The sequence below is a fragment of the Streptomyces phaeochromogenes genome, from assembly GCF_001418655.1.
Taxonomy (GTDB): Bacteria; Actinomycetota; Actinomycetes; order Streptomycetales; family Streptomycetaceae; genus Streptomyces; species Streptomyces phaeochromogenes.
In genome coordinates this window covers 1-22,659 of the sequence record NZ_LIQZ01000250.1, presented here as the reverse complement: position 1 = coordinate 22,659, position 22,659 = coordinate 1, and the positions used below count along the sequence as shown (strand labels likewise).

20 protein-coding genes and 1 riboswitch are annotated in these 22,659 nt (G+C 71.2%); of the genes, 5 read left to right on the top strand and 15 right to left on the bottom strand.

What is annotated here, in order from left to right:
- Positions 1 to 429: 429 nt before the first annotated feature.
- Positions 430 to 2,298: an AAA family ATPase gene (locus tag AOK17_RS30140; protein ID WP_055615734.1), complete on the top strand. Its 1,869-nt coding sequence runs from the start codon at positions 430 to 432 to the stop codon at positions 2,296 to 2,298.
- Between the two features lie 65 nt (positions 2,299 to 2,363).
- Here the strand turns inward: AOK17_RS30140 and AOK17_RS30135 are convergent, their stop codons facing one another.
- From AOK17_RS30135 to AOK17_RS30090, 10 genes are all read right to left on the bottom strand, one after another.
- Positions 2,364 to 3,473, bottom strand: coding sequence for a hemolysin family protein (locus tag AOK17_RS30135; RefSeq protein WP_055615733.1), 1,110 nt, complete (start codon positions 3,471 to 3,473; stop codon positions 2,364 to 2,366).
- Complete coding sequence (locus AOK17_RS30130) at positions 3,470 to 4,813, bottom strand: hemolysin family protein (protein ID WP_055615732.1); 1,344 nt, start codon at positions 4,811 to 4,813, stop codon at positions 3,470 to 3,472. Before AOK17_RS30130 ends, AOK17_RS30135 begins: the two co-directional genes overlap by 4 nt.
- A gap of 200 nt (positions 4,814 to 5,013) precedes the next feature.
- Positions 5,014 to 5,502: a PH domain-containing protein gene (locus AOK17_RS30125; RefSeq protein WP_055615731.1), complete on the bottom strand. Its 489-nt coding sequence runs from the start codon at positions 5,500 to 5,502 to the stop codon at positions 5,014 to 5,016.
- Positions 5,503 to 5,514: 12 nt separating this feature from the next.
- Entirely contained in the window at positions 5,515 to 6,381 is an 867-nt protein-coding gene (gene hisG / locus AOK17_RS30120) for an ATP phosphoribosyltransferase (RefSeq protein ID WP_055615730.1), read from the bottom strand.
- Between the two features lie 56 nt (positions 6,382 to 6,437).
- The gene (locus AOK17_RS30115) at positions 6,438 to 6,710 is read right to left on the bottom strand and encodes a phosphoribosyl-ATP diphosphatase (protein ID WP_026249121.1); all 273 of its coding nucleotides are present in this window, start codon (positions 6,708 to 6,710) and stop codon (positions 6,438 to 6,440) included.
- A gap of 34 nt (positions 6,711 to 6,744) precedes the next feature.
- The gene (ribH, locus tag AOK17_RS30110) at positions 6,745 to 7,230 is read right to left on the bottom strand and encodes a 6,7-dimethyl-8-ribityllumazine synthase (RefSeq protein ID WP_055615729.1); all 486 of its coding nucleotides are present in this window, start codon (positions 7,228 to 7,230) and stop codon (positions 6,745 to 6,747) included.
- A gap of 25 nt (positions 7,231 to 7,255) precedes the next feature.
- Positions 7,256 to 8,554 (bottom strand): bifunctional 3,4-dihydroxy-2-butanone-4-phosphate synthase/GTP cyclohydrolase II, encoded by a 1,299-nt coding sequence (locus tag AOK17_RS30105; protein WP_055615728.1) that lies wholly within the window; start codon positions 8,552 to 8,554, stop codon positions 7,256 to 7,258.
- On the bottom strand, positions 8,551 to 9,195 hold the full coding sequence (locus AOK17_RS30100) for a nicotinamide mononucleotide transporter family protein (RefSeq protein ID WP_055615727.1): 645 nt from the start codon (positions 9,193 to 9,195) through the stop codon (positions 8,551 to 8,553). Before AOK17_RS30100 ends, AOK17_RS30105 begins: the two co-directional genes overlap by 4 nt.
- Positions 9,192 to 9,827 carry a riboflavin synthase gene (locus tag AOK17_RS30095; protein ID WP_055615726.1) on the bottom strand — a complete coding sequence of 212 codons (636 nt, stop codon included), beginning with the start codon at positions 9,825 to 9,827 and terminating at the stop codon, positions 9,192 to 9,194. The genes AOK17_RS30100 and AOK17_RS30095 overlap by 4 nt, the downstream gene beginning before the upstream one ends.
- 152 nt (positions 9,828 to 9,979) lie before the next feature.
- A riboswitch (FMN riboswitch) is annotated at positions 9,980 to 10,110 on the bottom strand.
- 354 nt (positions 10,111 to 10,464) lie between these two features.
- Positions 10,465 to 11,664 (bottom strand): ROK family transcriptional regulator, encoded by a 1,200-nt coding sequence (locus tag AOK17_RS30090; protein WP_055615725.1) that lies wholly within the window; start codon positions 11,662 to 11,664, stop codon positions 10,465 to 10,467.
- 122 nt (positions 11,665 to 11,786) lie between these two features.
- On the opposite strand from AOK17_RS30090, the gene AOK17_RS30085 reads away from it, so the two are divergent.
- Positions 11,787 to 13,001 (top strand): MFS transporter, encoded by a 1,215-nt coding sequence (locus AOK17_RS30085; RefSeq protein WP_055615724.1) that lies wholly within the window; start codon positions 11,787 to 11,789, stop codon positions 12,999 to 13,001.
- Positions 13,002 to 13,113: 112 nt separating this feature from the next.
- Entirely contained in the window at positions 13,114 to 14,556 is a 1,443-nt protein-coding gene (locus AOK17_RS30080; RefSeq protein ID WP_055615723.1) for a uracil-xanthine permease family protein, read from the top strand.
- Here AOK17_RS30080 and AOK17_RS30075 read toward each other — a convergent pair.
- Positions 14,538 to 15,659 carry a glycoside hydrolase family 6 protein gene (locus tag AOK17_RS30075; protein WP_055615722.1) on the bottom strand — a complete coding sequence of 374 codons (1,122 nt, stop codon included), beginning with the start codon at positions 15,657 to 15,659 and terminating at the stop codon, positions 14,538 to 14,540. The genes AOK17_RS30080 and AOK17_RS30075 overlap by 19 nt on opposite strands.
- 173 nt (positions 15,660 to 15,832) lie before the next feature.
- Between AOK17_RS30075 and AOK17_RS30070 the strand changes: the two genes are divergently transcribed.
- On the top strand, positions 15,833 to 16,543 hold the full coding sequence (locus tag AOK17_RS30070; protein WP_055615721.1) for a DUF5995 family protein: 711 nt from the start codon (positions 15,833 to 15,835) through the stop codon (positions 16,541 to 16,543).
- A gap of 85 nt (positions 16,544 to 16,628) precedes the next feature.
- Here the strand turns inward: AOK17_RS30070 and AOK17_RS30065 are convergent, their stop codons facing one another.
- Positions 16,629 to 18,320 carry a flavin monoamine oxidase family protein gene (locus AOK17_RS30065; protein WP_055615720.1) on the bottom strand — a complete coding sequence of 564 codons (1,692 nt, stop codon included), beginning with the start codon at positions 18,318 to 18,320 and terminating at the stop codon, positions 16,629 to 16,631.
- Between the two features lie 81 nt (positions 18,321 to 18,401).
- A complete protein-coding gene (locus AOK17_RS30060; RefSeq protein ID WP_055615719.1) occupies positions 18,402 to 19,190 on the bottom strand; it encodes a carbon-nitrogen hydrolase family protein in 789 nt (262 codons plus the stop codon).
- A gap of 373 nt (positions 19,191 to 19,563) precedes the next feature.
- Between AOK17_RS30060 and AOK17_RS30055 the strand changes: the two genes are divergently transcribed.
- Entirely contained in the window at positions 19,564 to 20,136 is a 573-nt protein-coding gene (locus AOK17_RS30055; RefSeq protein WP_206190856.1) for a Repetin, read from the top strand.
- Here the strand turns inward: AOK17_RS30055 and AOK17_RS30050 are convergent.
- Both AOK17_RS30050 and AOK17_RS30045 read right to left on the bottom strand, forming a co-directional pair.
- Entirely contained in the window at positions 20,105 to 21,400 is a 1,296-nt protein-coding gene (locus AOK17_RS30050; RefSeq protein ID WP_055615717.1) for an MFS transporter, read from the bottom strand. The two genes, AOK17_RS30055 and AOK17_RS30050, sit on opposite strands and share 32 nt — an antisense overlap.
- Positions 21,401 to 21,523: 123 nt before the next feature.
- On the bottom strand, positions 21,524 to 22,659 hold a 1,136-nt coding region (locus AOK17_RS30045), incomplete at its 5' end, for an endonuclease/exonuclease/phosphatase family protein (protein ID WP_055615716.1).

The following is a 22,659-nucleotide window of genomic DNA, read 5'->3' as shown; positions in this document are numbered from 1 at the left end:
TGAAGACCCACATCTGAGAAGTTGCCTGAGTGCCCCAACTCGGCTTGACCCGGGGGCCGTACAGGACTTACTTTCTGAATGTGCGGCCTTTTGGGGCCGCCCCGCAGACGCGAAGCCCCCGGTTGTTCCCCCGTGATCGGGGGCTTCGTTCTGCCCACAGCCGTTTTTCGGACGCTCCGAGGCGTGATTCGTTCACCCTGAGTCACCAAGTCGAGTGCGCCCCATCTGCTCCCACCTCGGAGAACCTGTCGTGCGGCACCCTTCGGCCCGGTACTGCCCCGCAGGTACGATGCCTCTCGGTGCGACATTCGGACGGATGCTCTCCGCACCGAACGCAACTCCCGTCCGCGGCACAGCGGTTCGACGAAGACTGCCGACGGGCACCGGCCCGCCCGGCGATCAACGGGGGCACGGTTTGTGGGGGACGTGATGGACTTCGGCACGCAGGGCCCCGAGGCCCCGGCCGACCTCGCCTGGCTGCGAGGTGTGGACGCCTACACGATGGGGGCCTATCCGCAGGCGGAGGAGGAATTCCGCGCCGCGGTCCGGATGGATCCGGGAATGGCCGACGGCTGGCTCGGGCTGCACGCGCTGCGCATCGACACGACGACGGCGCTGCTGCGCATGTTCCGGCACCGGGATCGCTTCGGGGAACAGCGCTCCCGCCACCGGCGGACGCTCAACTCCTGGTACTGGCTGGGCTGGTGGGTGCAGCCGGTCCTGGAATCACCGCGAGATCTGCTGCTCGCGCACGCCTCGCACTGGCTCGACGGACGTCATGTCCCGGAGCTGGACCGGGCGCTCGCGAGCCTGCCGCCCGTGGACGCGGACCCGCAGGTGCGGTTCCTGCACGCCTGCCGGGCGTATCTCGTCAAGGACTGGGAGCAGTTGGTCCGGCACACGGATCCGCTGATCGACGATCCGATGCTGGGCATCGAGGCGGGTCTCTTCGGCGGCATGGCCCGGGTACGTCTGGAGATGTTCGGGCAGGCCGAGCCGCTGCTGTCGTCCGCGCTGATGCGCTGCCGCAGCGAGCAGCCGCAGCGCAAGGAGCTGCGGTACTGGCTGGCGCGGGCGCACGAGGGCACGGGCCGCTCCGCCGCGGCGCTGCCCCTCTACCGGGCGGTCCACCGGGTCGACCCGGCCTTCATGGACACCTCCGCACGGCTCGCGGCGATCTCCGAGGGCGACGGGTACGACGACACGGCCGACCTCGCGGCGATCACGCTCACCGGGGTCGGGCAGGACATCCTGGACGGCCCGGACGGCGTCGACCCGCTGTTCGGCGGCGAGGGCCGTGACCTCAAGCTCTCGGAGCCCGAACTGCCGCCGCCGGGCGCGCTGCCCTCCGAGGCGGACCGGGTCCGCGAGAAGGCCATCGTGCCGGTGCGTCCGCCGCATCTGCCGACCGGGCCCACCGATCCGGCACTGCTCGAAGAGGCGCTCCTGGAGCTGGAGCGCATGGTCGGCCTCGAACCGGTCAAGCGCCAGGTGAAGGCGCTGTCCGCGCAGTTGAACATGGCGCGGCTGCGGGCAGGGCAGGGCCTGCCGGTCCAGCCTCCGAAACGGCACTTCGTCTTCTCGGGCCCCTCCGGCACCGGCAAGACGACCGTGGCGCGGATCCTCGGCCGGGTCTTCTACGCGCTCGGCCTGCTCGGCGGCGACCATCTCGTCGAGGCCCAACGCGCCGACCTGGTGGGCGAGTACCTCGGCCAGACCGCCGTGAAGGCCAACGAACTGATCGACTCCGCGATCGGCGGCGTCCTCTTCGTCGACGAGGCCTACTCGCTCTCCAACTCCGGCTATGGCAAGGGCGACGCGTACGGCGACGAGGCGCTCCAGGTCCTGCTGAAGCGGGCCGAGGACAACCGCGACCACCTGGTCGTGATCCTCGCCGGCTATCCCGAGGGCATGGACCGCCTGCTGGCCGCCAACCCGGGGCTCTCGTCCCGCTTCACGACCCGCGTCGACTTCCCCTCGTACCGTCCGCTCGAACTCACCTCGATCGGTGAGGTGCTGGCCGCGGAGAACGGTGACGTGTGGGACGAGGAGGCGCTCGACGAGCTGCGCTCCATCAGCGGGCACGTCGTCGACCAGGGCTGGATCGACGAGCTCGGCAACGGGCGGTTCCTGCGGACGCTGTACGAGAAGAGCTGCGCGTATCGCGATCTGCGGCTTTCGGTGTACCCGGGGCACCTCACCCGGGACGACCTGTCCACGTTGCGGCTGGCCGATCTCATGCAGGCGTACGGCGAGGTGTTGTCGGGGCGGGGTCCGCAGGATCCCTCACCGATGTGAGTCGCGGCGGAGCCGCAGATGTCACAGACCCGCGCCCCTGAAGACAGGGGCGCGGGTCGCCTGCGTCAGCTGGCCAGTGCCTGCTCCGCCGTCTCCTGGCCCGGGGCCGGATCCGCCGTCTCCTTGCGCGGCTCGCCGACCCGTACGGCCGGAGTCTCCCGGTGTGCCGGGTCGCGGACCTCGCCGACCAGCAGTTCCAGTACGTCCTCCAGGGCGACCAGGCCGAGCACGCGTCCTGATGCGTCGGCGACCTGGGCGAGGTGCGTCGCGGCGCGGCGCATCACGGTCAGGGCGTCGTCCAGCGGGAGCTCTGCCCCGAGGGTCGTCATGGGGCGCCAGACCTGCTGCGGCACGGCCCGCTCGGACTCCTCCAGGTCGAGTACGTCCTTCACGTGCAGATAGCCCATGAAGGCGCCGTTCTCGGCGGCCACCGGGAATCGGGAGTACCCCGTGCGGGCCGTGAGGGCGACGACCTGGCCCGGGGTGACCGAGGGGCCGACGGTCACCAGGGACTCGCTGTCCAGGAGCACGTCGGTGACCGGGCGGGAGCCCAGCTCCAGAGCGTCTTCGAGGCGCTCCTGCTCCTCGGGGTCGAGCAGGCCCGCCTGTCCCGCGTCCTCGACGAGCCGGTTGAGCTGCTCGCTGGTGAAGACCGCCTCGACCTCGTCCTTGGGCTCGACGTGGAAGAGCCGCAGGATGACGCGGGCGCAGGCACCGAGGCCCAGGGTCACCGGCTTGCAGAGCCGGGCGAAGGCGACCAGGCCGGGGCTGAGCCACAGCGCGGTCTTCTCGGGGGCGGCCATCGCCAGGTTCTTCGGGAGCATCTCGCCGACGACGAGGTGCAGGAAGACGACCGCGGCGAGGGCTATGACGTACCCGAGCGGGTGGATCATGCCCTCGGGCAGGTGCACGGCGTGGAACACCGGCTCCAGGAGGTGCGCGACGGTGGGCTCGGCGACCGCGCCGAGCGTCAGCGAGCAGACCGTGATGCCGAACTGCGCGGCGGCCATCATCTGCGGCAGGTTCTCCAGGCCGTACATGACCTGGCGGGCCCGTGCGGTGCCGAGCGGTTCGATCTGGCTGCGGCGGACGGAGACCAGCGCGAACTCGGCGCCGACGAAGAAGCCGTTGGCGAGCACGAGCAGGCCCGCGAACAGGAGTTGGAGCACGCTCATCGGACGGCCTCCACCACGGAAGCGGAGGCGGCGGCACCGGCGGTCCTGACCAGCCGGACCCGCTCGGCCCGGTAGTGCCCGACCTGGCGCACGGAGAGGCGCCAGCCGGGCAGCTCCGCCTTGTCACCGGGTGCGGGGATCCGGCCGAGCAGATCGGCGACGAGGCCGGCGACCGTCTCGTACGGGCCCTCGGGGACGTCCAGGCCTATGCGCTGGAGGATGTCGACGCGGCAGCTGCCGTCGGCGTCCCAGGCGGGCCGGCCGTCCTCGGCCGGTGCGGTGGCGAGTTCCGGGACGTCATGGCCGTCGTGCTCGTCGCGGACCTCTCCGACGAGTTCCTCGACGATGTCCTCCAGGGTGACCACGCCGGCCGTGCCGCCGTACTCGTCGACGACGACGGCGATGGGCTGTTCGTTGCGCAGCCGCTCCAGAAGGGGCTGCACGGGCAGCGTCTCCGGGACGAGCAGCGGGGCCTGGGCGATCCTGGTGACGGGCGTGCGCAGCCGGTCCTGCGAGGGCACCGCAAGGGCGTCCTTGAGGTGCACCATGCCGACGATCTCGTCGATCCGCTCCCGGTAGACGGGGAAGCGGGACAGTCCGGTGGCGCGGGTGAGGTTCACGACGTCCTCGGCGGTCGCGGAGGACTGGAGGGCGCTGACCTTCACGCGCGGGGTCATGACGTGCTGCGCGGTGAGGTCGGCCAGCGAGAGCGTACGGACGAACAGGTCGGCGGTGTCCTGCTCCAGGGCGCCTGCCTGGGCCGAGTGCCGGGCCAGCGAGACCAGCTCGCCGGGGGTGCGGGCGGAGGCCAGCTCCGCGGTGGGCTCGACGCCCAGGGTGCGGACGAGCCGGTTGGCCACGGAGTTCAGCCCCGAGATCACCGGCCGGAACACGGTCGAGAAGGCGTGCTGCGGGCCCGCGACGAACCGCGCGACCTGCATGGGCCTGGAGACCGCCCAGTTCTTGGGCACGAGCTCGCCGATCACCATCTGCACGGCCGAGGCCAGCAGCATGCCGACGACCACGGCGACACCGGACACGGCGCCCTCGGGGATGCCGACCGCGGTGATGGGGCCGTTCAGCAGCTCGGCGAGCGCCGGTTCGGCGAGCATGCCGACGACGAGCGAGGTGATGGTGATGCCGAGCTGGGTGCCGGAGAGCTGGAAGGACAGCTCCTTGAGCGAGTTGACGACCGTACGGGCCCGTCGGTCGCCCTCGGCGGCGGCCTTCTCGGCGTCGGGGCGCTCCACCGTGACGAGGCCGAACTCGGCCGCCACGAAGAAGCCGTTGGCGAGGATCAACAGGAACGCCGCTCCGAGGAGCAGCAGGGGGATGGTCATGCCGCCGCCTCGATATGTCGGGAGGGGGCGGCGCAGGTACTACAGGACGATCCGTCCATCGCTGGAGGGAGTCACTCCTCGAAATAGCAGGGGGCCTCTGGATCCCGGGTGGGAAGGCAGCGGCGGAGGCGCAACGAAAACGCCTCCGCCAACAGATTAATCAAGACATGGGCCCGTACGGCAGGGTGGAAGGCCGAGAGTCAGGCGTGATGTTCGTCGTGCTCGTCTTCCTGCGGTCCGTCGGGCTCGTGGACGGAGTGGGCTTCGGCGAGGGCCCGCAGCGCACGGGCGTCGCGGATCGCGTGCTGCTTGGCGATGCCCGGCTGGATGCCGAGCGCGGCCAGGCTGGTGCCGTCACTGAGGTTCAGGAACACCCACGGGTCGCCCGGGCGCAGGTTGACCTGCAGGATCTCCGCCCAGGCCAGCTTCCGGCGGCCGGCGATGTTCACGACGGTCACGCCGGACTCGTCGGCGACGACTTTCGGCCGCGAGAGCAGTACGAGCACCCCGAAGAGCAGGGCCGCGGTGAAGACGAAGCTGGTGCGCTCCCCCGGGCTGAGCTTCTCCAGCAGCATCGCGACTGTGGTGATGACCACGAAGATCGTGGCGCCGGCGGTCAGCAGGACGGCTCGGGTGCGGCCCGGCCGGAAGGTGACCGGAAGAGCGGGCAGCTCTGGTGTGTCGGACATGGCGGGCGGTCCTCAGAGGCGGCAGGCGTGGATGGCCGTGGTCAGGATGGCCCGCGCGCCGATGTCGTAGAGGTCGTCCATGATCCGCTGGGCTTCCTTGCTCGGGACCATGGCGCGCACGGCGACCCAGCCCTCGTTGTGCAGCGGCGAGACGGTCGGCGACTCCAGGCCGGGGGTGAGGGCTACAGCCTTCTCCAGCTGCTCGACGCGGCAGTCGTAGTCCATCATCACGTAGGTCCGCGCGACGAGGACGCCCTGGAGGCGGCGCAGGAACTGCTGCACCTTGGGCTCTGTCTCCTCGGTGGCCCCGGTGGCCTCCGCGCCGGTGCGGCGGATGACGACGGCCTCGGACTTCATGATCGGGTCGCCGAAGACCTCGAGGCCCGCGTTGCGCAGCGAGGTGCCGGTCTCGACGACGTCCGCGATGACCTCGGCGACACCGAGCTCGATGGCCGTCTCGACGGCGCCGTCGAGGTGGACGACGGACGCGTCGACGCCGTGGTCGGCGAGGTACTTGGCGACGATGCCCTCGTACGAAGTGGCCACGGTCTTGCCGGCGAGGTCTGCGAGGCCTGCCGCCGTGCCGGGCTTGCCGGCGAAGCGGAAGGTGGAGCGGGCGAAGCCGAGCGGAAGGATGGGCTCCGCGTTGGCGCCGGAGTCGATCAGCAGGTCGCGGCCGGTGATGCCGATGTCGAGCTTGCCGGAGGAGACGTAGATCGCGATGTCGCGGGGGCGGAGGTAGAAGAACTCGACCTCGTTCTCCGGGTCGACGATCCGGAGCTCCTTGGCCTCCCTGCGCTGCTGGTAGCCGGCCTCATGCAGCATCTCCCCCGCGGGGCCTGACAGGGAACCCTTGTTGGGGACGGCGATGCGCAGCATGAGGTCGGCTTCCTTTGCGTGACGGGTTTCTACGGGTTTGCGTGGAACCTGGAGACTTACAGGTGGGCGTACACGTCGTCCAGCGAGATTCCGCGGGCGACCATCATCACCTGGACGTGGTAGAGCAGCTGCGAGATCTCCTCGGCGGCGGCTTCCTTGCCCTCGTACTCGGCGGCCATCCAGACCTCGGCGGCCTCTTCGACGACCTTCTTGCCGATGGCATGGACTCCCTTGCCGACCAGCTCTGCGGTGCGGGAAGTGGCGGGGTCGCCGGTGGCGGCCTTGTGCTGGAGCTCGGTGAAGAGCTCCTCGAAAGTCTTCTTGGACATGGTGCTGCCCACCCTACGCGCAACCGCCGTTCGCTCAGCGCCAGGGTTCGGATACTGAGCGGAGGGTGGCCGCCGTCGCCACGGCGGCCGTCACCGCCTCGTGCCCCTTGTCCTCGTTCGAGCCCTCGATGCCCGCGCGGTCCAGGGCCTGTTCCTCGGTGTCGCAGGTCAGCACGCCGAAGCCGATGGGCACTCCGGTGTCGATCGAGACCTGGGTGAGGCCCTGGGTGACGCCCTGGCACACGTACTCGAAGTGGGGGGTGCCGCCGCGGATGACGACGCCGAGCGCGACGATCGCGTCGTACCCGCGGCCCGCGAGGACCTTCGCGACGACCGGCAGCTCGAAGCTGCCGGGGACCCTCAGGAGGGTCGGCTCGTCGATTCCCAGCTCGTGCAGGGCGCGCAGTGCGCCGTCGACGAGACCGTCCATCACCTTCTCGTGCCACTGCGCCGCGATGACGGCGACCCTGAGGTCGCTGCAGTTGCGTACGGACAGTTCGGGTGCACCCTTGCCGCTCACGTGTGTGTCTCCTCGTACTTTTCCGTTACTGGTTGCCGCAGGCGGACACGGTGGTCGTGTCCAGCCAGGGCAGGTCGTGCCCCATCCGGTCCCGCTTGGTGCGCAGATACCGGAGGTTGTGCTCGCCCGCCTGTACGGGCATCGGCTCGCGGTGGTTGACCTTGAGGCCGTGGCGGACGAGCGCGTCGGTCTTCTCGGGGTTGTTGGTCATCAGGCGCAGGCTGCGCACGCCGAGGTCCTCCAGGATCTGCGCCCCTGCCGCGTAGTCCCGGGCGTCGGCGGGCAGGCCGAGCTCCAGGTTGGCGTCGAGGGTGTCGTGACCCTGCTCCTGCAGTTCGTACGCGCGAAGCTTGGACAGGAGCCCGATGCCGCGCCCCTCGTGGCCGCGGAGGTAGACGACGATGCCGCGGCCCTCGGCCTGGATGCGCTCCAGGGAGGCTTCGAGCTGGGGGCCGCAGTCGCAGCGCAGCGAGTGGAAGATGTCGCCGGTGAGGCATTCGGAGTGGACGCGGACGAGGACGTCCTCGCCGTCGCCGATCTCGCCGTGCACGAGGGCGACGTGCTCGACGCCGTCCACGATGGAGCGGTAGCCGAATGCCGTGAACTCACCGAAGGCGGTGGGCAGTTGGGTCTCGGCCTCGCGGCGGACGGTGGGCTCGGCGGTGCGGCGGTAGGCGATCAGGTCCTCGATGGAGATGATCGTCAGGCCGTGCTTGCGGGCGAACGGGATCAGCTCGGGCAGCCGCAGCATCCTGCCGTCCTCGCCCGCGATCTCGACGATGGCGCCGGCCGGGCGCAGCCCCGCGAGCCGGGCGAGGTCGACGGCGGCCTCGGTGTGGCCGTTGCGGGTCAGGACGCCGCCGGGCTTGGCGCGCAGCGGGAAGATGTGGCCCGGGCGCACGAGGTCGCTCGCCTGCGCCTCGCCGCCGGCCAGCAGCTGGAGCGTGGTGGCGCGGTCGGCGGCGGAGATGCCGGTGGTCACGCCGTACGCGGGTCCCGCGTCGACGGAGACCGTGAACGCGGTGCGCATCGACTCGGTGTTGTTCTCGACCATCTGCGGGAGCCGGAGGCGGTCGAGCTCGTCACCCTCCATGGGTGCGCAGATCAGACCGCGGCACTCGCTCATCATGAAGGCGATGATCTCGGGGGTCGCCTTCTCGGCGGCGATGACGAGGTCGCCCTCGTTCTCCCGGTCCTCGTCGTCGACGACCACCACCGGGCGGCCCGCCGCGATGTCGGCGATGGCCTGCTCCACGGGGTCGAGCGCGAAGTCCGAGGCGTCCTGATCGTGGCCTGTGCTGTACCAAACCGGCGCGGTTGTCATGCCGGGGCTCCTTCCAGGAAGGGCTGCCCGGCCTTGCGGGAGCGCAGCCACCAGTCGCGCATGCCCCACAGGACGAGCGCGCCGTAGATGATGTAGACGAATCCGGAGAATGCGAAGCCGTTGGCGAAGTTCAGTGGCACGCCCACCAGGTCGACGAGCAGCCAGGCGAACCAGAACTCGACCATGCCGCGCGCCTGGGCGTACATCGCGACGACCGTGCCGACGAAGATGTACGCGTCCGGCCAGGGGTCCCAGGACAACGTCGGGTACGCGGTGAACAGGCTGCCGACCGCGAGGGTGCCGACGGCCGCGGCACCGAGGAGGTACCCGCGCTCGCGCCAGGTGGCGAAGCGGACGGCGATGGAGCCGTCCTGCGCGCCGCCCTTGCCGCGGTTCCACTGCCACCAGCCCCACAGCGCGACGGCCATGACCACCAGCTGCTTCCCGGCGCTGCCGGACAGGTGGGCGGTGGCGAACGCCACGAGGAGGATGGCGCCGGACAGGAACTGGACGGGCCAGGTCCAGATGGACCGCCGCCAGCCGAGGGCGAGGCCGATGAGACCGATCACGTTGCCGATCATGTCGGCCCACTTGATGTGCTGGCCGAAGAGCGTGAACGCCTCGGAGTTGAGCCAGTTCACGGCGTCGCTCCCTGGGTGCCGGGCAGCGCGGCCGACTGCTCTCCCCGTGCGCCGAGCAGCCGCTCGACGTACTTGGCGATCACGTCGACCTCAAGGTTGACCGGGTCGCCGGGCTGCTTGAGGCCGAGGGTGGTCAGGTCGAGGGTGGTCGGGATGAGGCTGACGGTGAAGAAGTCGGGGCCCGCCTCGACGACGGTCAGGCTGATGCCGTCGACGGTGATGGAGCCCTTCTCGACGACATAGCGCGTGAGGTCCGCGGGGAGGGAGATCTTCACGATCTCCCAGTTCTCGGACGGCTTGCGCTCGATGACCTCGCCCGTGCCGTCCACATGGCCCTGCACGATGTGCCCGCCGAGGCGCTCGCCCACCGCCATGGGGCGTTCGAGGTTGACGCGGGAGCCTGCGGCGAGGACGCCGAGGCTGGAGCGGTCCAGGGTCTCCGCCATCACGTCGGCGGTGAACTCGTCGCCCTCGTGCTCGACGACCGTCAGACATACGCCGTTGACGGCGATGGAGTCCCCGTGGCGTGCACCTTCGGTGACCACAGGGCCACGGAGTCGGAAACGTGAGGCGTCGCCGAGGTTCTCGACGGCGGTGACTTCACCCAGCTCTTCAACGATTCCGGTGAACACTTCCCGGGTCCTCCTGCCTCATAGGGCACGGACTCCGGGGCCTGTCGATGACGACAGATGTGAAACGAACGGGAACACCGGGGGCGACGCCGCGTAGGACGTGCCCGTAGAACACGTCGAAACAGACGGCGGCGCGCACGAATGCCCGCCCGCCGCGCACTGCCTCCCATCCGGACTTTAACCGTCGGTCCAGGAATTTCACCTGGTCAACCGGCCGCTGGAAGCGACCGGGTCGCGGACTGTAACCGCCGGTTCGGACTTTCACCGACCCCGGAGTGCGCTGCTTCTGGTACAGACTCAGTGTGCCACGCCTGATCGACGCCCATGCGGGCGAATGTTGTGGGCTGCCTCACAGGGTGTGCCGATGGACTTCACGGGACACTCGTGGCGGACCAACTACCTTTCAGACACAGCAGCTTACTATTGGTCCATACCTATTGACGCTTTGGTCTAGTCCTCTTTAGGGTCTGCGTTCACCGACGCCTTTACGGGCTCCGCGTTCGCCGGCCCGCCCCCAGAACGACCCGGCGGCGGTGACGGAGGCCCTTGCCCCGCCGCCGGGTCTCCGTTTCCCGGACATCGACCGTTCCGCCCGCCACCTCTCGGGAACCGGGCGCCGCCCCTCCGGAGGCGGGCGTCACCTCTCCGGAGGCGCGAACAGCTCGTCCTGGGCCCCGTCCCGCGCCATCAGCAGCGCCCCGCGGAGCACGGCGCCGCCGCCCAGGGTGCCGGCCCGCACCTCGGTGGGCAGCGGCGACATTCGGCCGACCCGGTCCTGGACGCGGGCGGCCAGCACCTCGCCGCCCGCCCCGCCGATCTCGCCGGCAAGGACCAGGCACCCCGGGTCCAGAACGGCGACGACGGACGCGGCACCGAGGGCGACGCGTTCGGCGAGCATGTCGAGGAAGCCCGAGGCCAGGGGGTCCCCGGCGTCGGCCTCGACCCGCGCCACGGCCTCCCGCACCAGCGCCGCCGCATACGGTTCGTGCGGTGCGGCGGGCGCCACGATCCCGTAGCGCCCCGCCAGTTCGGTGATCGCGGCGGCGCCCGCGAGGGAGTGGAAGCCGCCCTCGCAGTCCGTCGCGGACGGCATGGCGCTCGTTCCCGGCACCGGCAGGAAGCCGATCTCGCCCGTACCGCCGGAGGCACCCCGGCGCAGGGCGCCGTCGAGGACGACGGCCGCGCCGATGCCGTGGCCGAGCCAGAGCAGGACGAAGGTGTCGCGATCCTGAGCGGCCCCGTCGCGCTGCTCGGCCAGCGCGGCGAGGTTGGTCTCGTTCTCCACCAGGACGCGCGCCGGGAGTCGCTCCTGCAACGCCGCGGCGAGGCGGCGGTGCCATTCGGGCAGGCCCGAGGAGTCGCGGAGTTCGCCGGTGGAGGGGTCGATCAGCCCGGGGGCTCCGACGCCGATGGTGTGCAGCCGCTCGACGCCCGCCTCCTTGGCCGTACGTTCGACCAGGGTGACCGCCTGCTCGACGGCGGGCCCGGTGTCCGTGCCGTCGCCGATCGGCACCGACGCCTCGGCCAGCACCGAGCCCAGCAGGTCCGACACGAGGACGGCCACGCCCTCGGTCCGTACGTCCAGTGCGGCCAGGTGGGCGCGGTCGGCGACGATCCCGTACAGCCGGGCGTTCGGGCCGCGTCGCTGTTCGCCCGACTCCCCCACGACGCCTATGAGTCCGGCCGCGGCGAGGCGTTCCACCAGGTCTGCGACGGAGGGCCGGGACAGGCCGGTGAGCTGTTTCAACTGCCCTGCCGTCAAAGGGCCTTCCTGCTGGAGGAGGCGCAGGGCGAGCCGGTCGTTGATGGCCCGGGCGGTGCTCGGTGATGCGGGCATGCCGGGATCCTTCCAGATCGGGGGCGCCGGGGCGGCAGGGCCCAATACCGTCTATCTATCAGGCAGGGTGCCTGATAGTTTACGGCGGCACAGTGGGGCGAGGACAGGGAGGGGCCGGGAAAATGGGTGAAGTGGTCTACGACCAGCGTGAGGTGAAGCGCTCCCGGTACGCCGTGGCGACGGTGTTCGCCGTCCACGGTGCCGTCACCGGTTCGTTCGCGACCCGCGTGCCGTGGATCCAGGACCACGCCTCCGTGAGCGCGGGCCAGCTCGGCCTGGCGCTCGCGTTCCCGGCGATCGGCGCGTCCGTCGCGATGCCGCTCGCGGGCAGCGTCAGCCATCGCTTCGGCGCCCGCGCGGCCCTGCGCGGCCTGATAGCGCTGTGGACGCTCGCGCTCACCCTCCCGGCACTGGCGCCGAACCTGGTCACCCTGTGCATGGCCCTCTTCGTCTACGGCGCGACGGCGGGCATGGCCGATGTGGCGATGAACGCCCTGGGTGTCGAGATCGAGAGCCTTCTCGACAAGTCGATCATGTCCGGGCTGCACGGGATGTGGAGCGCGGGCGCCCTGGTCGGCTCGGCGGCCGGTACCGTCGCCGCCCATCTGGGCTCGGACGCGCGTCTGCACCACGCGCTCGCCGCCGTGGCGCTCACGCTGATCGGCGTGGCCGCCTGCCAGTGGGTGCTGGATCTGCGTCCCACCGAGGACGAGGAACCGCCCCCGCGCTTCGCGCTGCCTCCTAAGTCGGCGCTGCTCATCGGCGCGATCGGCTTCTGCGCGGTGTTCGCGGAGGGGGCGAGCCTGGACTGGTCGGCGGTGTATCTGCGGGACGTCCTGGACAGCTCGGCCGGGGTCGCGGCAGCCTCCACGACGGGCTTCACGCTCACCATGGCGATCGCGCGGTTCGCCGGCGACGCGGTGGTGGACCGCTTCGGCCCGGTCCGTACGGTACGGGTCAGCGGCGCCCTCGCGACCCTCGGCGCACTGCTCGTCGTGGTCGCCCAGAACGCCCCGATGGCCATGGCCGGCTTCGCCCTGCTGGGCCTCGGCATCGCCGTCGTCGTCCCGCTCTGCTTCGCGGCGGCCGGTCGCAGCGGCCCCAACCCGTCCCAGGCCATCGCGGGCGTCGCCACCATCACGTACACCTCCGGTCTGATCGCGCCGTCCGCGATCGGGGCCGTGGCGGACGCGACGAGCCTGGTGACGTCCTTCGTACTCGTGACGGTGCTGACCCTCGGCCTCGCCTCGTTCGCGAACGTACTGCGTGCCAGTGGCCGCACCGCGGGCGGGAAGGTCAGCCCGGCGGACGCGCCGGTTCCGGATCGCCGCCCCTGAACCGGTCGCTCTTCCCGCCCCGCCCTACCATGGCGCTGATCTTCACTTACGGATCTTGACGTCGGTCCATCGACGTCAAGATCTCGACGTACAGAGAAAGCGGAACCCCACCATGGACCTCGGCGTGCGCTGGAAGCTGCACGGTGACGGGCGCACGCCCGCGCCGGGGGCGGTCGTCCGCCCCGACGAACGGCTGTCGTGGCCGCGTACGGCCGGGCTCGGCGCCCAGCATGTGGTGGCGATGTTCGGGGCGTCCTTCGTCGCGCCGGTCCTGATGGGTCTGGACCCGAACCTCGCGATCATGATGTCGGGCGTCGCGACGGTGATCTTCCTGCTCGCGACCCGGGGCCGGGTGCCCAGCTATCTGGGCTGCTCGCTGTCCTTCGTGGGCGTCGCGGCGGTGATCCGCGCGCAGGGCGGCACCAGCGCCACCGTGACGGGTGCCGTCTTCGTGGTCGGGGTCGCGCTGTTCCTCGTCGGTCTCGCGGTGCAGCGGTTCGGGGCGCGAATCATCCACGCCGCTATGCCGCCGATCGTCACGGGCGCGGTCGTGATGCTGATCGGCTTCAACCTGGCGCCGGTCACCGCCTCCACGTACTGGCCGCAGGACCAGTGGACGGCGCTGCTCGTGATGGTGTTCACCGCTCTGGCCGTGGTGTGCCTGCGCGGTTTCTGGTCACGGATCGCGATCTTCCTCGGGCTGGTCTTCGGGTACGGGATCTCCTGGGTCTTCGACCGCGTCTTCGGGCGGATCCACTCGGTCGACGCGAGCGGCAAGCTCACCGACCACTGGCGGCTCGACCTGTCCGCCGTGGGCCGGGCCGACTGGATCGGGCTGCCGGACTTCCACGGCCCGTCCTTCGAGTGGTCGGCGATCCTCGTGGCGCTGCCCGTCGTCATCGCGCTGGTCGCCGAGAACGCGGGCCATGTGAAGGCGGTCGGCGAGATGACCGGCGACCCGCTCGACGACAAGCTGGGCACGGCGATCTCCGCGGACGGCGTCGGCTCGATGCTCTCCACCGCCGTGGGCGGCCCGCCCAACACCACGTACTCCGAGAACATCGGCGTGATGGCCGCGACGCGTGTCTACTCGACGGCCGCCTACTGGGCCGCCGCCGGCTTCGCGCTGCTCTTCGGCCTCTGTCCGAAGTTCGGCGCGATCGTGGCCGCCATCCCGGGCGGTGTGCTCGGCGGGATCACGGTCATCCTGTACGGCATGATCGGCCTGCTGGGCGCGCAGATCTGGCTCAACGCCGGGGTGGACCTGCGCAATCCGCTGAACCTGGTGCCGGCCGCGGCGGGCATCATCATCGGCGTCGGCAACGTCACGCTGGAGTTCACCGACACGTTCTCGCTGAGCGGCATCGCGCTCGGCACGCTCGTCGTCATCATCGGCTACCACGCGCTGCGGGCGATGGCCCCGGCGCACCTCAAGTCGCAGGAGCCGCTGCTCGACGAGGGCACGTCCTCGTACGACGACTCATCGGCCGCGGGAGCGGACCCGGGGTCGGATCCGGGGTCGGATCCGGGGTCGGATCAGCGCGCCAAGTCGTAGGCGTAGTCCGGGGTGAACGTCCCGGGCGCGCCCTTGCAGCCGTCGGACTCGCCGGGCAGCTTCACCCACAGGTAGGCGTCGATCCGTGCCTCTCCGGTGCTCATGGTCGGCGCCTGTCCGAGCTTGCGGCCCGCGGGGTCGCACCACTCGCCGTCGGCCGGGGGCCCGTTGCCGTTGCGGCTGGTGTCGATGACGGCGCCCAGGCTCGCGGGGCCGCCGAGGGCGTCGAGGGTCCGTCGGACGTACGAGATCTCGTCGCCGGTCCGGTTGAAGTTGGAGACGTTGCTGAAGATGCCGTCCGAGGAGGCGGCGGACGCGGCACCGGCCCGGCGCAGCAGCCCGGCCTGCTTCTCCGGGGTGTTCCAGTCGGAGTGGCCCGCGTCGAAGTAGACCCGCGCCTTCGGGTTCGCCGCCTTGAGGACGCGTCCCGCACGGGCCAGCGAGGCGAAACGGGCGGCCCGGTCGCCCTCGGACAGACAGTCGGACTGGGCGATCGCATCCGGCTCCAGGACCACGATGACCTCCTCGGAACCGAGGCCCGCCGCGAACTTGTCGATCCACCCGTCGTACGCCCCGAGGTCCGGCGCACCGCCCTGCGAGGCTCCTCCGCAGTCGCGGTTCGATATCGCGTACGGGACGACGACCGGGACCCTGTCCTTCGCCGAACCGGCCGAAGTGACCGCCCTCACGCGGGCGGTGATGTTCGACGGCGTGTAGTCCGCGAACCACACCGCGGCCGGGCGGTCGGCTATCCGGGACTCGATGAGCGGGCGGCGCGGGTCGTCGCGGTGGTCGCGGACCCAGTCGAGGACCTGGGACTCGGGGTGGCGGTACAGCTGCACGGACACGGGCTCCGTCCTCGGCTTCGTCGACGCGCTCTTCGAGGGCTTCGGGCTCGGCTTCGCCTTGGACGGGGAGGACGACGGAGACGGTGAGGCGGACGTCTTCGAGGGCGACGGCGTGGGCACGCCGGGCAGCGGCTGCAGGAGCGGTGAGCTGGTGACGTCGGGGCGCGCCTCGTCGCTGCCGCGGCCGTCGTCGAACGCGGACATCATCCCCGTCACGGTGCCGACCACGACGACCGCGGACGCCACGGCGACCATGGCGCCGCGCCGGGCGGCGCGCCTGCGCTCGGCCCTGCGTGCGGCCAGGCAATGGGCACGTTGCCCTGACACGTGGTGCTCCCCCCTCCGTCGGGTCCCGCGTGTTCCCCCGTTCTGGGGAAGCGCTCGGCCCGGCGGCCCTCGGCACAGCGTAGGCCTGGGACCCTGCCCCCATGGTGCCGTTGGAACAGTTCACAGCTCGCGTGCACAGCGTCGACGCGGTGGTGCACCGGATGCGTGCGCTCGGTGCGGCCTGGCCCGAGCGGGACGGTGTCGCGGTCTTCAACCGTGTCTACCTCGCCGTCACCGAGGAGGTCGACCGGCGCCTGGAGACAGGGCACTTCACCGATGCCCGCGCCGCGATCACGCTGGACGTGCGGTTCGCGGAGCGCTATCTGGACGCCGTCGAGGCGGTGGCGGACGAGCGCCGCCCGCCCGCCTGCTGGCGGCCCCTCTTCCAGCTCCGGCGCCATCCCGGAGTACGTCCGCTGCAGTTCGCCCTCGCGGGCATCAATGCGCACATCGGGCACGATCTGGCGCTCGCGGTCGTGGACACCTGTCGTACGCTCGGCTGCGAACCGGCCGAGCTGGAGGACGCGTTCGATCGCGTGGGTGACGTCCTCGTCTCGTTGGAGGAGCGGATCCGCGAAGATCTGATGCCGGGCCCCGATCTCCTCCAGATCGCCGATCCGCTGACCCATCTGCTCGGCGCGTGGAGCCTGGACCGGGCGCGGGACGCGGCGTGGTCCGCGGCCCGGGCGGTGTGGGCGCTGCGGGAACTCCCCGACCTGGCCGAGGAGTTCGTGGAGCGGCTCGACACGGGGGTCGGCCTGGTCGGCCGTTGCCTGCTTACGCCGTTGAGCACTCCGCTGGGAGCGCGGTGATCTGTCTGCGGGCCGGTGGGGGCTGGTCGCGCCCCGCGGCGGAGCCGCAGATCGCTACAGCTCCGCGCCTCTTCAGGGGCTCGGCTCAGTCCTCGGGGAGCTCCACCGGGGCGATCTCCTCGTATACGTCGCCCGGCCCCGGGTTGGCCGGGTCCGTCCCGCCGCCGAAGTGGTGCATGACGCCCCAGACCGCGTTGAGGGCGGTCTGTACGGCGCCCTCGGCCCAGCCGGCCGTCCAGGAGATGTCGTCGCCCGCGAGGAAGATGCCCCGCTTGTCCTCGGGGAGCCGGTCCTGCATGAAGTGGGTGAACAGGCGCCGCTGGTAGCGGTAGTGGCCGGGCAGGTTGGCCTTGAACGCGCCCATGAAGTAGGGCTCGTTCTCCCAGGACACGGTCACCGGGTTGCCGATGATGTGCTTCCTGATGTCGACCTTCGGGTAGATCTCGCCGAGCGACTTCAGCATGACCTCCATCCGCTCGTTCGCGGACAGCGGCAGCCACTTCAGGCTGTCGTCGCACCAGGTGTAGGAGAGGCAGATGACGGCGGGCTTGTCCGGACCGTCGTCGAGGAGGTAGGTGCCGCGCGTCATCCGGTCGGTGAGCGTCATCGACATGACGTCACGGCCCGTTTCCTCGTCCTTGTCGAGCCAGAACGGCCGGTCGACAGGCACGAAGAGCTTGCTCGACTCCATGTAGTGGGTGCGCTCGATCGCCGTCCAGTGGTCGATCGGGAAGAGCGCGTCGTCGCAGGCGACCTTGGACAGCAGCATCCAGGACTGGGCGGTGAAGATCGCCGCCCGGTACGTACGGATGTCGCCGGAGGCGTCGGTGACCGTGATCCCGTTGCCGGCCGTGCGGTTGAGGCGGGTCACGGCGGGCCGCGGGGCCCCGTCGTGGAGGGTGGCGAGCGACGTTCCGTACGCCCAGTGCACGATCTTCTGCGGCTCACGCTCCCACAGGCGCAGCGGGAGCTGCTGGCTGCCGCCGACGATGCCGCGGTGGTGGTCGTCGGCCTCGGTGTAGACGACGCGCAGGATCTCCAGGATGGAGTTCGGGAAGTCGGTGTCCCAGCCTCCGGTGCCGAAGCCGACCTGGCCGAAGATCTCGCGGTGCCGGAAGGACTTGAAGGACTCCGACTCGCAGAGGAAGCCGTAGAAGGTCTGGTTGTCGAGCTTCTCGACGAGCTTCGCCCAGATCTCGCGGATGCGCGGCACGTCGCGCTCGCGCATGGCCTGGTTCATGTCGGAGAAGTCGGCGCCCTCTTCGAGGCAGGCGTTCCACGCGTTCATCACGTCGCGGTAGACCTGCGGCAGGTCGTCGACGCTGGTCGCGTAGTGGGACTCGCCCTTGAGGTCGACCACGGTCGAAGGGGTCGCCTCGGCAAGGGGGTTGGGGAACGGCTCGGTCCGCAGTCCCACCAGGTCGATGTAGTGCTGGAGCGCCGTGGAGGAGGGCGGGAAGCGCATCGCCCCCATCTCGGCGGTGAGGGAGGGGTCGCAGCCGTCGAAGCCGACCGTCCGCAGCCGTCCGCCGATCTTGTCGGCCTCGTACACGACGGGCTTGAGGCCCATCTTCATCAGCTCGTACGCGGCCACGATGCCGGACAGGCCGCCGCCGATGACGGCGACCTCGGTGCCGAGCTCGGTCGCCGGTATCTGGCCCAGGCCCGCGGGGTGCGCGAGGAAGTCGTCGTACGCGTACGGGAAGTCCGGGCCGAACATGGTGATCGGCGGCTGCGCGTCGGTGTGCGGGACGGCGGGGGGCACCGTGGACGTCATGGGGTACGGACTCCTTGCGGGGAAAGCTGGGGTGAGGCGGGTGGGACGGGTGAGGCTGGAGGCGTCAGACGTCGGGGGATGTCAGACGAGGGACCCGTAGAGGCCGGGGCGGCGGTCCCTCAGATACGGGTTGGCCTCGCGCGAGGCGGCGAGGAGGGCGGGGTCCACGTCACCGAGGACGAGTTCCTCGCCGCGGCCCGCGCGAGCCCGGGCGCCCCCGTCGGGGCCGGCCAGCGTGGAGAGCCCGACGAACTCGAACTCCCCTTCCGTTCCGACCCTGTTGACGTACGCGACGTACATCTGGTTCTCGAAGGCGCGCACCGGTACGACGGACTCGGCGACGAACTGGAACGGGTGCATCTGGGCCGTGGGCACCACGAGGAAGTCGGTGCCGGCGAGGGCGTGCGCGCGGACGTTCTCCGGGAACTCCACGTCATAGCAGATCATCAGGCCGACGCGGAGGCCGTCGAGCTCGGCCTGCACGACCGGCTCGTCGCCCGCGGTGAACCACTCCTGCTCGAAGCAGCCGAAGAGGTGCGTCTTGCGGTAGTTGGCGAGGCGCGTGCCGTCGGCGGAGATCAGCTGGGCCGAGTTGAAGACCAGCTCGGCCGCGCGCTCCGGGTAGCCGTAGGCGATGGCCACGCCGTGCCGGGAGGCGATCTCGGCGATCTCGTCCGCGGAGTCGCCGTCGGCGGGCTCGGCGAGCCGGTGCACGTCGGCGCCGATCGCGTAGCCGGTCAGGAACATCTCCGGGGCGGCGAGGAGCCCGGCGCCCGCGGCGGCGGCCCGGCCCGCGGCCTCGTCGAGGACCTTGAGGTTCTCGACGACCGAGCCGGGACGGCCGGAGCTCTGGAGCAGGGCGGTGCGCATGCGTGTTCCTCACCGGACGGAAGGGTGGTTGTGGGGGCCACGTAGACGGTACGGGCGGCGGGCTCGGGCGGACAAGGAGGAGCCGTTGCGCGCCGGTGAACGAATCGTTGCGTCCGTCGGCGGTACGGCGGCGATTCGTTGCGCGCCCTGGCGCGCGCCCCTGCCGTGAGGCCCCCGGCATGCGCGCCTCTGGCATGAGTGCCCGTCCTCCCAGGGGCGCAGGTCAGGGGTGCACTCCCCCGCCGGGCGGCGGAGGCGCGGTGCAGCCTGCGGCGCGATGTGGCGCGGCCTCGGCGCCGGGACAGTGAGTGCTGTCAATCACCCGCCGTCGAACCACCGAATGAACCACCGAATGAACCACGAAAGGGCCGACATGAACCGCCGTACGAAGACCGCCGCGCTCGGGCTCGGTGCCGCTCTGCTCGTGACCACCGGGGCCACCGGGGCCACCGGGGCCGCCGGGGCCGCCGGGGCCGCCGGGGCCGCCGCGTCCGGTGAGCGGCAGCGTGAGGCCGCCGCACTCACCGGCACGGCGAAGCTGTACCGGTCGGCCGGGGACGACATCACGTTCTCCTTCGACGCGCATCTGGCGGCGAAGGACAACGACGATCCGCTGAAGGCCACCGGCACCTTCGAGTGGAGCCACTACGCCGGCGGCGACGGTGCCTGGGCGAAGGCCGAGGTGGACTGCCTCCTCACCGGTGGCAAGGTGGCTGTCGTCTCCGGTGTCGTCACCGACTCCGACCTGCCGGGCGCCAAGGGCAAGCGGGTCGGCATCACCGTCCACGACACCGGACGGCTGGACCGGCTCGGGTACAGCTGGGCCTCTGTCGGAAACCCCGTCGAGACGAAGGACCTGCCCAAGTGCGTCGGCTCCGCGCCCTTCGAGAAGGTCAAGAAGGGCACGGGTGACTTCACGGTCGTGCCCTGGAACCCGAAGTTCTAGCGGCGCGGGCCGCCTTCTTCGCTGCGGCCCCCTTCCTCGCAGCCGCCAGCACCACGGCAGTCACCAGGTAGGGCACCGCGAACAGGGCGAAGGCGGCGCCGTGCGTGGTCGCCGACCCGATCACCCCGTAGGCGCCGTACACGGCGATGGTGGTCAGGTCGGTGCCCACCCCGGCCACCGAGGTGAGGGTGGCCCGGCCGGTACCGCCGATCCGGTCCTGGAGCCGGGCGTCGGCCAGCACGCTCGCCAGCTGGAAACCGCAGAAGGCGAGCGCCACAAGCCCGATGCCGGCCGGGGTCCGCACCCACGCCCCCGCGGCCAGTGCCACCGCGGAGACCGCGAGCAGCCCGGCGAACCCGCCCGTGCCCAGCCGCCGGCCCGCGCCCGCGAGCAGCCCGCCGACCGTCGCCCCCGCCCAGATCAGCAACAGCCAGTTCGGGACGGCGCTCTCCGCGACGCCCGTGTCGCGGACGAGCAGCGGTGTGTACTCGTCGAGGGCGCCCCACACGGCGGTGACGGCCGGGACGAGCAGCAGGGCGCCGCGGACGGACCGGTCGCCACGGGCCTCGGCGAGCCCGGCCCGCAGCGTCCGGGTCCAGCCGCCGCCAGGCGCGTCGCCAGGTCCGTCGTCCACTCCCTCACCAGGTCCGTCGGCCGGTTCCCGGTGCTCCGGGAACCGTGTCGCGATGGCCGCCGTCAGGAGGCAGGCCAGCACACTGGCGAGCCCGACGGCCGGGTAGCCGCCGAACGCGTACACCGGCCCGGTCAGCGGCATCGCCGCCATCACGGCGACGAGCCCGGCCGCGCGGGCCCGGCCCATGACGGCCCCGTACCGGTCTGCCGCGCCGAGGCGGTCCAGTTCCTCGTAGACCAGCGCCTCCAGCGCGCCGGAGCCGAGCGCTCCCTTGGCGCCCCAGAGGACGAAGCCGAGGGCGAAGGCCCAGTACGACGGGGCGAGCACCCACAGGGTGAATCCGGCGGCCGTGAGCAGCGGTCCGAACCACAGCAGCAGGCGCCGCGAGACGGCGTCGGCCCAGGCGCCGGACGGGATCTCCAGCAGGACACCGGTCAGCGACCACAAACAGAACAGCGAGGAGATCTGCCAGACGGTGAGCCCCGTGTCGCTGAACAGCAGGGCGTACACCGGGTAGAGCAGGACGAAGTCGTCGAGGAACGCGTAGCCGTACAGCGTGGCCGTCAGCCGCCGGACGGCGGGGCCGGAGCCAGGGCCGGTGCCGGGCACACGCGCAGGTGAGAGAGTCATGAGGCCTTCCCGCAGGGACCGCAGGGACAGTTCGGACGCCGGAGATACGGCGTCCGAGGCGGTCCTCGGGCCCCTCGGGAGGCACGGCTGGTGGATCAATGTCGCCAGGTCATGACAGAAATGCTAGTCCGAACGGACCACCCGGCCCAGCGAGAATGTCGTGATCACCGCCGCGTGGTCCGACGGCCAGTCGTTGTCCTCGACGTCGGGCCAGGTGCGCGGAGTGCCGGTGACGAGGGTCCGGGAGTCGAGAACCCTGAGCCCGGCGCCCGCGTACAGGACGTAGTCGATCCGGTCCTGCGGCTCCGGACGGCCGCTGCCGTCCTCGTGCTCCGTGTGGACCGGCGACCAGGTGTGGCCGGGGCTCCGGACCGGGTCGGGGTGCGCCTCCCGGTAGGAGTCGCGCAGGCCGGCCTCCTCCGCGGCCCTGGTCACGGGCCACTCGGAGTCGTCCCGGTCCAGGTGGGAGGGCGCGTTGAAGTCGCCGACCAGGAGGACCGGAGTGGTGTCGCGGGCCGCCAGGTCCGGGGCCATCGCGGCCAGGATGTCCCGCATCTGCTCCAGCCGTACGGACTCGTGGGCCGCCAGTTCGGGCGCGGCGAGCCCGTCGAAGGACGCCTCGTACGGGCCGTACGGCGTGTAGTCGAGGTGGGCGCTCCACAGGACGACGTCCTGGTCCGCGCCGAGCGTGACGCGTACCCCGGTCCCCCCGTAGAAGCCGGGGTCCGCGGCGCCCAGCCGGCCGGTGATCGGATACCGGCTGATGACGCCGAGGTTCTCGCCCGCCTGGTGGTACTCCCAGCCCAGCGCTTCGGCGAGTTCCCGGGCGGCGGTGCCGTACGTCTCCTGGAGGCCGACCACGTCGACGCCGGACGCCAGGATGATCTTGAGCTGCTTCTCGCGGTGGTGATGGACCTTGGTGCCGCCGTACCAGAGGTTCCAGCTCATGACGCGAAGCTCACGCGGGTCGGACGAGCCGGGCAGGTCGGACGGCCCGGGCCGGTCAGAAGGGCCGGGCAGGTCAGAAGGGCCTGACGCTTCAGGCGCCTCGCGGGTGGTGATCATGTCGCGCAGTCCGGCCGGGGTCACGTCCTCCAGGCTCTCCCGGACCGTGCGGCCCGGCGCGGCGGCGATCGGGGCGAGCGACGGCACCGCGAGTACCGCGCAGCCCGCCGCCTCAGCCGAGGAGACACCGGTCCGGGTGTCCTCGACGGCCACGCAGGAGGCGGGTTCGACGCCGAGGGCGCGGCAGGCGGCGA

Coding starts and splice junctions, on each gene's coding strand:
- AOK17_RS30140 (WP_055615734.1), top strand. CDS start 430: ATGGACTTCGGCACGCAGGGCCCCGAGGCCCCGGCCGACCTCGCCTGG.
- AOK17_RS30135 (WP_055615733.1), bottom strand. CDS start 3,473: ATGAGCGTGCTCCAACTCCTGTTCGCGGGCCTGCTCGTGCTCGCCAAC.
- AOK17_RS30130 (WP_055615732.1), bottom strand. CDS start 4,813: ATGACCATCCCCCTGCTGCTCCTCGGAGCGGCGTTCCTGTTGATCCTC.
- AOK17_RS30125 (WP_055615731.1), bottom strand. CDS start 5,502: ATGTCCGACACACCAGAGCTGCCCGCTCTTCCGGTCACCTTCCGGCCG.
- hisG (WP_055615730.1), bottom strand. CDS start 6,381: ATGCTGCGCATCGCCGTCCCCAACAAGGGTTCCCTGTCAGGCCCCGCG.
- AOK17_RS30115 (WP_026249121.1), bottom strand. CDS start 6,710: ATGTCCAAGAAGACTTTCGAGGAGCTCTTCACCGAGCTCCAGCACAAG.
- AOK17_RS30105 (WP_055615728.1), bottom strand. CDS start 8,554: ATGACAACCGCGCCGGTTTGGTACAGCACAGGCCACGATCAGGACGCC.
- AOK17_RS30090 (WP_055615725.1), bottom strand. CDS start 11,664: ATGCCCGCATCACCGAGCACCGCCCGGGCCATCAACGACCGGCTCGCC.
- AOK17_RS30085 (WP_055615724.1), top strand. CDS start 11,787: ATGGGTGAAGTGGTCTACGACCAGCGTGAGGTGAAGCGCTCCCGGTAC.
- AOK17_RS30080 (WP_055615723.1), top strand. CDS start 13,114: ATGGACCTCGGCGTGCGCTGGAAGCTGCACGGTGACGGGCGCACGCCC.
- AOK17_RS30075 (WP_055615722.1), bottom strand. CDS start 15,659: ATGGTCGCCGTGGCGTCCGCGGTCGTCGTGGTCGGCACCGTGACGGGG.
- AOK17_RS30070 (WP_055615721.1), top strand. CDS start 15,833: ATGGTGCCGTTGGAACAGTTCACAGCTCGCGTGCACAGCGTCGACGCG.
- AOK17_RS30065 (WP_055615720.1), bottom strand. CDS start 18,320: ATGACGTCCACGGTGCCCCCCGCCGTCCCGCACACCGACGCGCAGCCG.
- AOK17_RS30060 (WP_055615719.1), bottom strand. CDS start 19,190: ATGCGCACCGCCCTGCTCCAGAGCTCCGGCCGTCCCGGCTCGGTCGTC.
- AOK17_RS30055 (WP_206190856.1), top strand. CDS start 19,564: ATGAACCGCCGTACGAAGACCGCCGCGCTCGGGCTCGGTGCCGCTCTG.
- AOK17_RS30050 (WP_055615717.1), bottom strand. CDS start 21,400: ATGACTCTCTCACCTGCGCGTGTGCCCGGCACCGGCCCTGGCTCCGGC.